Here is a 12,666-nt window from a genome sequence, read left to right on the forward strand (position 1 = left end):
AAAGGCAATTCCATTGCATTCCCGTGAATAAGCTCAATATTGGATAAGTGCGATTTTTTTACTTTTTCTTTTCCAATCGACAGCATATTTTGACTGAAGTCGAGGCCGAATACTTTGCCTTCTTTTCCAACCTGCTCACCGATTGCAAGTGTCCAATCTGCCGTTCCGCAGCATACATCCAATGCTATGGACCCTTCTTTCACGTCCATATGCCTCATTGTTTCATTTCGCCATTTTTTATGCTGCTGGAAACTGATTACTGAATTCATTTTGTCATAATTCGAGTATATTTTCTCGAAAACGCCATGAACTTTTTGTTCTTTCGACTGTTGCATAACTTTTACCCTTCTTCCGCATATGATTTCGTCGTAAGCAGAGACTCAGTGAAAGGAAGAAAATGCATGAAAAATTCCCTGACAGCAGGTGCTGCCGGTTCTTTCTTATCTAACTGAATTTCTATGTCTTTCTGAATCTCATCCATTGTGCCTTCTATGGCGGACAGTATAAGATGATTTTCCACAGGCTCATCAGGGTGTTTCAAAAGAGCGGCTAAAGCATCAATGAAAACGGTTTTCTGCGAGTTCTCGAATGCAAGGCGCTCTTGTAAAAGTCTATTATACAAGAGTGTGCCTGACAGAAGGGGAATCCATTCTTTCTGTTGTAAAAACTCATAGAAATGCTCGACAATTGAAGTTTCTATGACACTTACACTTTCCATCAATTCATTTATGGACGTGCATTCTTTTTTATAAATCGATATCTTGCACTCGTTTATTTTTTTAATAGCACTGGATAATGCTTCGATCAGTTCGACATCCCCTGTATCAGCAAGCGTTTTATAATAAAGACTGCTAAAGTATACTCCAGCGAGCACAGTTAACTGCCTTTCTTTAAGTGAATCCTGTTCAGAAATCGTTACCTTCTCGTGGGTCTCAAGGGCAACATGTAAAAACATAGCAGTAGAAATCCACTTAATTTCCTGTTTTGTGACCATTCGCTTTTCATTCATAAATGGAAGGAGCAGGCAATTGATGCGATTTCGATCGATATAAGGGTGATCGATATACTCCTTTAAATAAGAATGGTGAAGCTGTTCTTCTATGTATTGATGAATGATATTCGCTTGATGATTGTAATCAATGAATTTCATACCCTTTTCCCCATTTCTACTATGTTTCACGCTAAAAATTTCAGCAATAAGTATTATACCATAAATCATTCATAAATAGGGAACCATCGACATTCCCGCAAATCCATGGATCAATCAGCTGCCAGATCCGTCCACACTGACATAACAAAGGGGACGACTAAGAATGATGGTTCTTGGTTCGTCCCGTATGCACCATACTATTTTTTGTTTTCACTTTCTATTTCCCCGTAATTGGTCAGAATGGTCGCTTTCCCTCTTACTTTGATTGCAGAAGTGTGATCAGTGAACTGAGCAATCATCACTTCTCCTTTATCAAGCTTTTCAGAATGGTGAAAGCGTGTATCCGTACCTCTTGTCAGCCCTATTACATTAACACCGTCTTCTGCTGCCTTAATGACTACATAATCGTTTGAATTCACTAGACCCACTCCTGTACTTACTTTTTAATAAATGAAAGCACTTCGCTGCGCGCTTGAGAATCTTCTTTGAACGTCCCCCGCACTGCAGTCGTCACTGTGCTTGAGCCGGGTTTCTTTACCCCTCGCATCGTCATGCACATATGTTCAGCTTCAACAACCACCATGACACCATAAGGTTCCAGAGTCTCCATGATAGAATCAGCTACCGTTGAAGTGATTCTTTCCTGCAGCTGCGGCCTTCTTGCTACAGATTCTACAGCTCTTGCCAGCTTACTCAGGCCGGTAACCCTGCCATTCCGTGGTATATAGGCAACATGCGCCCGGCCAAAGAAAGGAACAAGGTGGTGTTCACACATCGAATAAAAAGGGATATCTTTAACAAGGACCAGCTCTTCGTGGTCTTCACTGAAAATGGTTTCAAAATATTCTTTAGGATTATGATCTATCCCTGAGAAAACTTCAGCATACATCTTTGCTACCCGTTTAGGTGTATCCATCAATCCTTCTCTATCAGGGTTTTCTCCTATTGCTTCAAGTATCAATCGCACCGCTTCTTCAATTTGGCTATGGTTGACTTCTGCCATTATGTTGTCCTCCTACTATCCTTAAAGAAATAAACTAACATTGTTAATATTAGCATAAGCCAATAATCTCATAAAGCCCAGGGCTTCCTATTTTTTATAAAATGCACTTTTAGCATTGCTGAACGAATCCGAGCGGACTTCCCCCTTTTGCGGGCAGCGGTGAGCCTCGACCGTTCCTTCCTGTATAAAAAAAAAGACCGCATAACATGCGGCCTTTTCCTAACGCTCAAAGTATGTAATTATTTTACAGCTTCTTTAAGCGCTTTACCTGGTTTGAAAGCAGGTACTTTGCTTGCTGAGATTTCGATCTCTTCACCTGTTTGTGGGTTGCGACCTTTACGGGCTGCACGCTCACGTACTTCGAAGTTACCGAATCCGATTAATTGTACTTTATCACCTTTTGCAAGTGAATCTTGAATTGTATCGAAAACAGCGTCAACCGCTTTAGTAGCGTCCTTCTTAGATAGCTCAGCAGCTTCTGCAACAGCATTGATTAATTCTGTCTTGTTCATGCCATTCACCTCCTCCCAAGGAAATGTCTCAGTCATGATTCATTTACTTTAATATCATTAGTAAACAACTTTAGCGGATTCTATACATTAAGCATAGAAAAATCGCTTGAAAACGTTGCTGAATCAATATTCAACAACAATTCTGTTAAAAGATTATCACAATAGATTGTGCTTAGCAAGAATAAATCAAGAAATAATGGGAATCTTTTCTTATTTGATACATAAATGTAATAGAATCTCCTCTTTTTCCCTTTATATTGCTATTTCTTCAAGTTTTCCTTCCTTGAGAAAGCGCTTCACATTGTCTATCGCTCTTAAACAGTTCCCATTCTTTTGTTGGGTTAAACATGACTGGTGAAAAAGTTTATCTATTTGAGAGTACCCTTCGATTGCCGCTTTTGATTTCAGTGCAAGTTTTCTCTATCCACGTGCAGCTCTGAGCCTCCCCGCCCCTGAGCAAAGCTCTGCCACTTTTCTTAAAAGCTACTTTTCCTAAAGGAACCTTCGTCTTGCCTCCAATCAAAAGCTTGAACACCTAATAACGCAAACGTAGTTTTCACTAACTAATATCACTACCATTTCAAAAAACTTCAAGTACTGGATTTCAGTCAAAGTATATTCCTTCCGCTTTGCATCAAATAAAATAAATTCAATAAAAAAAGACCCTCTTAAGAGAGTCTCAAAATGTTTATAAGATAATAGCGATTAATCCGCCGGAGCCTTCGTTAATGATTCTTTCAAGTGTGTCTTTTAATTTGTACCTTGCATTTTCAGGCATTAGTGACAGTTTTGCAGAGATTCCTTCTCTTACGATGGAGCTCAGGCTTCTTCCGAAGATATCTGAATTCCAGATCGAAAGCGGATCATCTTCAAAGTCCTGCATCAAGTAGCGGACAAGTTCCTCGCTTTGTTTTTCCGTACCTATAATCGGTTCGAATTTGGATTGTACATCTACTTTAATCATATGGATTGAGGGTGCTACGGCTTTTAAACTCACCCCAAATCGTGCTCCCTGGCGTATGATTTCCGGTTCATCCAGACTCATATCGTTCAAGGAAGGAGCTGCGATTCCGTATCCTGTCTGTTTCACCATTCTCAGTGCATCTGAAATTTGGTCATACTCTGCTTTTGCATGTGCAAAGTCCTGCATCAGTTCGAGCAAGTGATCTTTCCCCCGTATTTCAACACCGACAATTTCCTTCAGTACTTCATCGTAGAGCTCATCCGGTGCATAAAGATCGATTTCAGCGATGCCCTGCCCCATGTCAATACCGGCAAGTCCCGCTCTCTCTATATGTTCATATTCGCTGAAGTAATGGACTACCCGGTCTACATCACGAAGCCTCTTGATATCCTTGACTGTTTCCTTAACAGCTTCCTGATAATTTTGTCTAAGCCAGTGTTCTTCTTTCAATACCATTACCCAGCTCGGTAAATTCACATTCACTTCAAGCACCGGGAATTCGAATAATGCTTCACGCATTACATTTAACACATCTGAATCTCTCATACTTTCTACACTCATCGCAAGTACCGGGATATCGTATTTCTCCTCCAGCTTCACTCTCAATTCTTCCGTTTCAGTCGCATGAGGTCTTGCCGAGTTGATGACCATGATAAATGGTTTACCAACTTCCTTTAACTCCTCGATGACTCTTTCTTCTGCTTCGATATAGTCACTTCTTCCAATTTCACCGATGGATCCATCGGTCGTGACCACAACTCCTATCGTGGAATGTTCCTGAATCACCTTTCGAGTTCCGATTTCAGCAGCCTCATGAAATGGGATTGGTTCTTCATACCATGGTGTATTGATCATTCTGGGACCATTTTCATCTTCGTATCCTTTAGCACCAGGTACTGTGTATCCGACACAGTCTACCAATCTTACATTCACTTCCAAACCTTCGTCCACATGTACAGATATCGCTTGATTCGGTACGAATTTTGGTTCTGTTGTCATGATCGTCTTTCCAGCAGCACTTTGCGGCAGTTCATCCTGTGCTCTGGCTCGTTCAGACTCACTTACGATATTAGGAAGGACAACAAGTTCCATGAACTTCTTGATGAAGGTAGATTTTCCAGTTCTTACAGCTCCCACCACGCCTAAATAGATATCTCCGCCAGTTCTTTCAGCAATGTCTTTAAATAGATCGACTCTTTCCAAGAGATTCCCTCCCATCTTATATTCCAGGGATGTTTCATCCGTGTATTCTGACTCACATTCTATAAATATGATGTTGTCCTAATGACTTATGACTATTAATATGATTTTTTTACCTCCTTATGACTATTAATTGAATTTATTATGTCGTAGCAATTATGTTCAGGTTCAATTTGATGAAAACTCCCCATAAAGGATGACATAAAATAATAACCCTTCTCCTACAATATATTTTGTAAGAAAAGGGTTATGCCTATTTTGTCATAAAGACGGGTTCTTTCTTTTCATCAACTGTATATGAGAGAGAGTACGCCGGAACAAATAAAGAATCGTCTGTCAGTAAGTGGCGGATGTCTTTTCCTGTTTCAGGGACCTCATCCGCTGATTGGAGCTTTTCAAAGAGATCCATGGAATAATCCACGAAAATTTCACCGCTGCCGTTGATGACAAGCGGAAGTTTCTTATTGGAAAAAGGGCTGTCCACATAAACTTCCCCGTCATATCCTATCTCCTCATAGTCCAGTTTATATACATTCGGAGCTACTTCTTTTTTAAACGGAGGGTAACCTCCCGCTTGTATCCTGATTTTAATTTCCCTAATCGTTTCCGCCATTCTGAGGTCAAATATTTTCACAGTCGGATTTTCTTCGACATCCATCAGGACGTATTGAAAAATTCCGCCGTTCTCAAATGCATTCCCCGGTATTTCCGGCAAATACTGAGATGATAGCTTTTTAAAGTCTATTGGATATTTTTGATAAATCGATGTGTCCTGGTCTCTCGTCTTGATCGGGAGCAGACCGTTATTATCTTCCTGATACTGCTCAACAGCTTCTTGAACAGCCTTTACTTGGGTATCGTAAGGTATCTGATTCTGACTGAGCTGCTCTTCAGGATACAGACAGCCAGTCAATACCGTCATTATCAAAAGTAAGAGCATTCCGGTTAAGCCAACACGTTTCAATCTGCAAACTTCCTTTCACTGGTATCTGCTTACTGAGTGGGACCGCTTAATACGATATAGATCATCATGAGTCCGCCTGCTATCATCAATATGTATGCGATTAACGCCGTAATAAAACGAATGAATTTTTGTTTGATTTTGTAGCGGCTGAAATAAATCATTAAAATTGCAAGAAACATAAAGCCCATTGATGCAAACGATATCCACATTTTCATCATAGAAGTCATGGTACATCCCTCCTGTTATCGAATGTATTATATCACAAGTTATTTCTAAAAGAATGCGTGTTCAATAAAATGTCAGAATGATGTTTCCCCTTCACTCAATATTTCCATACATAAAAGAAGAGCGACTCATGAACCCGGGCATCACCATGAGAGATGACCCCTGATTCATGAGTTGCTCTAAAGACTGAAAGAGACCTACCCATCCAAAGGCAAAGCTGTATATATTCAAAACAGTGTATGCAGGGGAGGGCCCTTTCGCATCCTCTAATGCCTATTTATAAGCCTATTATCGCAAAATTTTTATATCGGGCTATAAGCGTTCTCCCAATATATTCACGAGGTCCTCCATTTCATTCGTCTTTCCCCGTGACATTAGATGATCAACCGCTTCTTTCGCTTCTACGTTATTAAATAATACGTCGTATAAAGCATCTGTAATCGGCATCTTCACCTCGAATTTTTGCGCCAGCTGATGTCCTGCCTTCGTCGTTCTGACTCCTTCTACAACCATTCCCATGTTTTCCAGTACATCGTCGAGCTTATGCCCTTTCCCGAGCATATTACCAGCCCTCCAGTTTCTCGAATGGACACTGGTGCATGTGACGATGAGGTCCCCGATGCCGGCTAATCCTGAAAAGGTAAGTGGATTTGCTCCCATTTTGGTACCCAGCCTGGCTATCTCAGCTAACCCCCTGGTGATCAGAGCAGCTTTTGCGTTATCTCCGTATCCTAATCCGTCCGTGATTCCAGCCGCTAAGGCAATGATGTTTTTTAATGCACCACCAATTTCAACACCAAGTAAATCAGGATTGGTGTAAACTCTAAAGTTCTGGTTCATAAAAAGATCTTGGACTTCTTCTGCCGACTTCATGTCTTCGGATGAAACCGTAACGGTGGTCGGATGTCGCAAGCTTACCTCTTCGGCATGGCTGGGACCCGAAAGGACAACGACCGAATGCAGGTTTTCAGGAAGCATTTCATCCTCGATGATTTCTGAAATCCTTAAGAGAGTATCAGGTTCGATCCCTTTACTCACATGGACAAGCGTAAGGGGATTACTTTGAACTTCCTGGACCTGTCCAAGCACTTGCCTGATCGCTTTCGTAGGAACTGCAAGGATGACTGTCTGTATTCCGTCAAGGGATTCTTCAAGGTTGGAGTAGCCCACTATGGTTTCAGGAAGTTTTACATTTTTCAAGTATTTATGGTTTGTATGTTGATCATTGATTTCCTGAATCTGATCCGCCTTATGGCCCCACAATCTGACTTCATGCCCGTTATCTGCCAATACCATGGCAAGAGCTGTCCCCCAGCTTCCTGCACCAATGACCGTAACATTTTTAGATTTTTTCATATTTACACCTGCCTCATTATTTTCTTGCGCGTGCAATAATGCGAATAGGGGTTCCTTCAAATCCAAATGCATCCCGAACCCTGTTTTCCAGGAATCGTTCGTAAGAGAAATGCATTAATTCAGGGTCATTAACGAATACAACAAAGGTTGGTGGTTTGACCGCCACCTGGGTTGCATAGTAAATTCTTAATCTCTTACCATTGTCGGTAGGGGTTGGATTCATTGCTACTGCATCCATTACAACTTCATTCAATACACTTGACTGAACGCGCATGGCATGATTTTCGCTCGCTTTATTGATAACTGGAAGGAGTGTGTGAATTCTCTTCTTCGTTTTTGCAGAAAGGAAGATGATCGGTGCATAATCCAGGAACTGAAAATGATCGCGTATATTCTGTTCCCATTTTTTCATTGTTTTCTCATCTTTCTCAACGGCATCCCACTTATTTACCACTATGACTACTGCTCGTCCAGCATCGTGTGCATAACCGGCAATTTTCTTGTCCTGTTCTATTATTCCCTCTTCACCGTCTATTACAACCAATACAACATCAGAACGTTCAATGGCTCTGAGCGCCCTTAACACACTGTATTTTTCAGTCGTTTCATACACTTTACCTTTCTTTCTCATCCCGGCAGTATCGATGATGACATACTCTTGTCCATCAAATGTGTAGGAGGAATCGATCGCATCCCTGGTTGTACCTGCCACATTACTGACAATGACCCGGTCCTCTCCCAATAATGCATTAACGAGAGATGATTTTCCTACATTCGGACGACCGATCAATGAAAACTTAATGACCTCTTCGCCGTATTCTTCATCATCCTTCTTGTTAAAATGCTTTGCCGCTTCATCCAGCAAATCACCCAGCCCAAGTCCGTGGGATCCCGAAATAGGAAAAGGTTCGCCGAATCCTAAAGAATAGAAATCATAAACCATTTCCCTCATTTCCGGATTATCGACTTTATTGACCCCCAACACTACTGGTTTGTTGGAACGATAAAGAATCTTTGCTACGATTTCGTCTGCAGCTGTAACCCCTTCACGGCCATTCGTCAGGAAAATAATGACATCGGCTTCATCGATCGCTATTTCCGCCTGCTGCCTGATTTGATCCAGAAACGGCTCATTTCCTAATTCAATTCCACCCGTATCGATAATATTAAATTCATGAGTCAGCCATTCAGCAGAGCTGTATATACGATCACGTGTTACGCCCGGAACATCTTCTACAATTGAAATTCTTTCCCCGACAATCCTATTAAAAATCGTGGACTTACCAACATTGGGACGTCCTACGATTGCAACAACTGGTTTAGACACTTTTTTCACCCTTTCTTGAATAAGCTTATGGTACTTGCCTTATCCTTTAAGCCTTTTTATTTCCACTGTTTCAATATGCATACATACTCAATAATAAAGACTGGCCCATAAGCTGCATTTCCCCTTATGGGTCAGTCCCCTTAACTTTAGTATTTTATCAGTAAACGTAAGAACTGGCAATCAATGTTTCACAATGATAAAAAGCCCGTGGTCCAATTCATGTGCGATTCCGTCTAATATGGCTTCTAAATTTGCACAGATTTTCTGCAGTTCTTCTTCAGTTTTGCAATGAAACACTGCTGTGCCGCTTGGTACTTTATCAGGAGAAGTCGTTACGGCTGCTAAGATGAATTTTTGAATGGTGGTATTCAATCTGCTTCCCCCCCTTTTTTGATGGCTTTTGATTCAGACGGCATCCTAATGGCATTCTCAAGCGTCGGCACCTGTCCAAGGATCGCGATGGCTTTCTCCACGTCTTTGCGTTGAGGCAGTACAAAGACCGCTACTCTGCCGTCATCCAAATCACGTTTAGCCAGAGGCGTAAGAGCCGGTGTTCCAGAGTCTTTGAAAATCCCGAGTGAAGTGGACATATCATGAAGAATTGCCTGTCTTTGACCGAGGTTTGCAATCGTCGATCTCGCATCAAATGATTTAGGGGATAATACGAAACCCATTCCATAATTCAGGATTTCTTCCTGCCTGACTTTCAAGCCGATATTCATAATATAAATATTATCGACATAAAGGCCGGGTCCATCGAAATGGGGTTTGACAAACTTGATGTTCACAATGTCTTTGAGCTTTCCACCTGCCATCAGTTTATGAGAGGCAATCATACAAATGATGCCCACCCCCAATGCCGCATATATGTTAAACACAATATAACTCAGAGTGGACAGCAAGGACGTAAAGATGACCAGGTAGTTTCTGCTTTCAAACGCTACCGCTATTCCTTCGATATAGGTTGCGCCCCTTGGAACAAGCTCATATCCATCAAGCTCAGTCAATGTATTCCTTTCCATATTACGCACATCGCGGAACTGCGAGGCAGCCACTGTCAAGAATGTAATCGCCGTAAAATTCTCTTCCAATAAAGCAGGCACTGCAATCGTCCCAAGTCCTGCAGCTATAAACCCTAATGCAATATGTATGATTTTCCCATGCAAGTAGGTCGGGTACTGCCTATAATCTGTCCTGAGCATATAGATTCTCGTTAACGTACCCACTACTACTCCGAAAATTACCGGATACACATACTCATTCATATACTTTTAACTTCCCCTTTTTTAGGTGATATTTTGTTGTTCATCAAGGCATTCAATACAAGAAAGAGTCTCCAGCCTAGTGTCAACAACACCATATACGCCACGTTATCCAAGAAACCGTGATTACCTATGGATTCAACAAACCCGATCTTATTCAGTGTGATGGCAAGTAACACATCGCCCGTTATACAACCGCCCATTACAGTAATAAAGAGCATTCTGATTTTTTCCAGAGAACTATAAAATAAAAAGCCGAGGCTTACAGATAGCAGCGCCGCTACCAACTGAGGATCAATAATCATAAGTACGGGATCGTAAATGGCAATCATCCCTATACCCGCATAAGACATCGCAATCGTTAAAAGTGCAATCAACATGTACAGTTTCTGTCTTAAACCGAGCGCACGGATATATATGAACGTCAATAAAGCCATTAATCCGAAAGCCGCATTCACTTCGTAAGAAAATATAGTGAACCAGTGCGGGAACAGACAAATCATGCATAGTAACAGGAACGAATATTTAAAACGCCCATTGGCACTTTTCCGCATGATAAACGTTGTATAAACCCATATACCCCATGCTACCCATAAAAAAATGATTCCTTCCATAATCCCATTCCCCCTATTATCTACATTATGGAAAATCTTTATGTAATTCATTCATGCATGTTTCATTTTCTTATTGAAAAAATAAGTAAAGGAGGTGTTATAAATGGGTAGAGATCGCCAAGAGAAGAAACTAAAGCAATCGGGACGGGTTGAATCAGATCGTGATCAGAAACTGGAAAACAAAGGTGCCACAGGAATGGAAAGTCCTGAGCAATCGAGAAGGAGACAGAAGTAATCTGGCTGACTGTTTATTCAAGGCTATAGGCGATTCTATCTGGAATCGTCTTTTTTCATCCATCATTTAAAAAAACAAAAGACGAATCCCCCTGGGAATTCGTCTTTTGCATTATTTTTTCTTTTGTCTGTTACTAAAGTTTTCGGGTTCCAAGCCCCTGAGCTTCATCCAATGATGCACTCTTCCCGAAAGAATCAAGGGTACATCATGTAAATCTTCAATTTTGTCACACCCTAGTGCACACATGAGATATCGGATATCGGTATGAATCTCGTTCACTTCATTAATTGTTTCATCCAAGCCCTTATCAATCATACTTCTCAGAACTGATCCAGCCATTCCCACTGAGCACGCACCCAGACTTAACGCTTTTACAATCTCCAGGCTGTTTCGAATTCCTCCGGAAGCTATGATCGGTACTTCACTGGAAACACCTGCTTCAGCTATTGAGACAACAGTAGGAATGCCCCAGTCATCGAAAAAACCCAGTATCCTTTGTCTTCTCTGATTTTCTATCCTGGAGAAATTCGTTCCGCCGAAGCCGCCTACGTCGATTGCCGAAATGGATGTTTTCGATAATGAATATGCCGTTTCCTTGCTGATACCGAAGCCTGTTTCTTTTACGAATACCGGTACAGATAACGCGTCTGAGATCTTTTCAATTCTTTCAAGTGCACCCCTGAAATCCCGGTCACCCTCTGGCATGGTCAGTTCCTGAATGACATTCAGGTGAATCTGAAGTGCATCAGCTTCAATCATTTCCACTGCATCATTCGCCTGCTGGACAGTTGCTTCGCTGCCAAGATTAGCAAATATGATGCCTTCAGGGTTATTTCTTCTAACGATTTCATAGGTTTTCCGTTCTCCTGAATCCTTCAGAGCCGACATCTGAGAACCGACCGCCAGTGCAATCCCGGTTTCCCGTGCCAGTATTGATAAGTCACTATTTATTTTGGAAGTGTAACCTCCCCCGCCCCCAGTCATCGCATTCACGAAAATTGGCGAACTTAAAGAAAGTTCGCCAATTCGGGACTGAAGATCAATATCAATAAGGGCAGAATTTGACAAGCTTTGATGTACGAACTTCACATCCTCAAAGCCCGCCAGTTCCTGCTGTCCCGTTGCCAGGGCGTAATCAATATGATCTCGTTTTCGTTTAGCTCTTGTCACAGTCCATCACCATTTTTTATTTAAGGTCTTTTAATTTATCTCCAATCATTTCTCCTAATTGGAATCCGGTGTTTTCCTCCGGCATTTCATAATCTGTCACTTCTTCTTCTTTCTCTTCCAATGCTTTGATGCTTAAGGAAAGACGCTGTTCAGATTCATTTACATCCAATACTTTTACTTTAACCGATTGATCTTCTTTTAATACTTCATGAGGAGTGCCGATGTGTTTGTGGGAGATTTGTGAAATGTGTACCAAACCTTCAACACCAGGGAACACCTCGACAAAGGCTCCATAAGAAACCAATCGTTTAACGATCCCATCCAGCACGCTTCCTTTAGGTGCTTTTTCACTAATTTCGCTCCAAGGTCCAGGAAGTATCTCTTTGATCGATAATGAAATCCGTTCATTATCACGATCGACACTCAATACTTTCACTTGTACTGTCTGACCTTCGGATACAACGTCTGAAGGTTTTTCAACATGCTCATGAGACAACTGAGAAATATGGACCAGACCATCCACTCCTCCTATGTCCACAAAAGCTCCGAAATCAGTGATGCGCTGAACCGTGCCTTCAAGTACAGCACCTGATTCAATGTCAGTAAGGAGCTTCTTCTTTTGCTGTTGTTTCTCCGCTTCCACTACCGCACGATGAGAAAGGATCAGACGGTTTTTCTCCTGGT

Annotated in this window: 16 protein-coding genes; 1 reads left to right on the forward strand and 15 read right to left on the reverse strand. The window is 41.5% G+C overall.

The genetic code is table 11. The features are described from left to right. The 13 genes from HP456_RS12610 to HP456_RS12670 form a co-directional block, all read right to left on the reverse strand. On the reverse strand, positions 1–335 hold a 335-nt coding region (locus HP456_RS12610; RefSeq protein ID WP_172251603.1), incomplete at its 3' end, for a class I SAM-dependent methyltransferase. Positions 336–340: 5 nt separating this feature from the next. Then, entirely contained in the window at positions 341–1,150 is an 810-nt protein-coding gene (locus tag HP456_RS12615; RefSeq protein WP_172251605.1) for a heptaprenyl diphosphate synthase component 1, read from the reverse strand. 197 nt (positions 1,151–1,347) lie between these two features. Next, entirely contained in the window at positions 1,348–1,569 is a 222-nt protein-coding gene (gene mtrB / locus HP456_RS12620) for a trp RNA-binding attenuation protein MtrB (protein ID WP_334218665.1), read from the reverse strand. A 17-nt stretch (positions 1,570–1,586) separates the two neighbouring features. Next, entirely contained in the window at positions 1,587–2,153 is a 567-nt protein-coding gene (folE, locus tag HP456_RS12625) for a GTP cyclohydrolase I FolE (protein WP_172251609.1), read from the reverse strand. Between the two features lie 239 nt (positions 2,154–2,392). Next, entirely contained in the window at positions 2,393–2,665 is a 273-nt protein-coding gene (gene hbs, locus HP456_RS12630; protein WP_172251611.1) for a non-specific DNA-binding protein Hbs, read from the reverse strand. Positions 2,666–3,353: 688 nt separating this feature from the next. Continuing rightward, positions 3,354–4,832 (reverse strand): stage IV sporulation protein A, encoded by a 1,479-nt coding sequence (gene spoIVA, locus HP456_RS12635; protein WP_172251613.1) that lies wholly within the window; start codon positions 4,830–4,832, stop codon positions 3,354–3,356. A gap of 250 nt (positions 4,833–5,082) precedes the next feature. Next, positions 5,083–5,793, reverse strand: coding sequence for a YphF family lipoprotein (locus HP456_RS12640; RefSeq protein ID WP_246289011.1), 711 nt, complete (start codon positions 5,791–5,793; stop codon positions 5,083–5,085). 29 nt (positions 5,794–5,822) lie between these two features. Beyond that, complete coding sequence (locus HP456_RS12645) at positions 5,823–6,020, reverse strand: DUF2768 domain-containing protein (RefSeq protein ID WP_172251615.1); 198 nt, start codon at positions 6,018–6,020, stop codon at positions 5,823–5,825. Between the two features lie 310 nt (positions 6,021–6,330). After that, entirely contained in the window at positions 6,331–7,374 is a 1,044-nt protein-coding gene (locus HP456_RS12650; RefSeq protein WP_172251616.1) for an NAD(P)H-dependent glycerol-3-phosphate dehydrogenase, read from the reverse strand. A 16-nt stretch (positions 7,375–7,390) separates the two neighbouring features. Next, the gene (gene der / locus HP456_RS12655; RefSeq protein ID WP_172251617.1) at positions 7,391–8,701 is read right to left on the reverse strand and encodes a ribosome biogenesis GTPase Der; all 1,311 of its coding nucleotides are present in this window, start codon (positions 8,699–8,701) and stop codon (positions 7,391–7,393) included. A gap of 180 nt (positions 8,702–8,881) precedes the next feature. Further along, a complete protein-coding gene (locus HP456_RS12660; protein WP_172251619.1) occupies positions 8,882–9,073 on the reverse strand; it encodes a capping complex subunit for YIEGIA in 192 nt (63 codons plus the stop codon). Continuing rightward, entirely contained in the window at positions 9,070–9,966 is an 897-nt protein-coding gene (locus tag HP456_RS12665) for a YIEGIA family protein (RefSeq protein ID WP_172251621.1), read from the reverse strand. The genes HP456_RS12660 and HP456_RS12665 overlap by 4 nt, the downstream gene beginning before the upstream one ends. Beyond that, positions 9,963–10,577, reverse strand: coding sequence for a YphA family membrane protein (locus HP456_RS12670; protein WP_172251623.1), 615 nt, complete (start codon positions 10,575–10,577; stop codon positions 9,963–9,965). Before HP456_RS12670 ends, HP456_RS12665 begins: the two co-directional genes overlap by 4 nt. 103 nt (positions 10,578–10,680) lie before the next feature. On the opposite strand from HP456_RS12670, the gene HP456_RS12675 reads away from it, so the two are divergent. Beyond that, a complete protein-coding gene (locus tag HP456_RS12675) occupies positions 10,681–10,812 on the forward strand; it encodes a YpzI family protein (protein ID WP_172251625.1) in 132 nt (43 codons plus the stop codon). A gap of 111 nt (positions 10,813–10,923) precedes the next feature. On the opposite strand, the gene fni is transcribed toward HP456_RS12675, so the two are convergent. Together fni and HP456_RS12685 are read right to left on the reverse strand one after the other, a co-directional pair. After that, positions 10,924–11,982, reverse strand: coding sequence for a type 2 isopentenyl-diphosphate Delta-isomerase (gene fni / locus HP456_RS12680; protein WP_172251627.1), 1,059 nt, complete (start codon positions 11,980–11,982; stop codon positions 10,924–10,926). A 16-nt stretch (positions 11,983–11,998) separates the two neighbouring features. Beyond that, positions 11,999–12,666 (reverse strand): S1 RNA-binding domain-containing protein (locus tag HP456_RS12685; RefSeq protein ID WP_172251629.1); only part of this gene is annotated, 668 nt, incomplete at its 5' end.

The sequence above is a fragment of the Bacillus haikouensis genome (genome assembly GCF_013179555.1).
In the GTDB taxonomy this organism is placed as follows: domain Bacteria; phylum Bacillota; class Bacilli; order Bacillales; family Bacillaceae_B; genus Rossellomorea; species Rossellomorea haikouensis_A.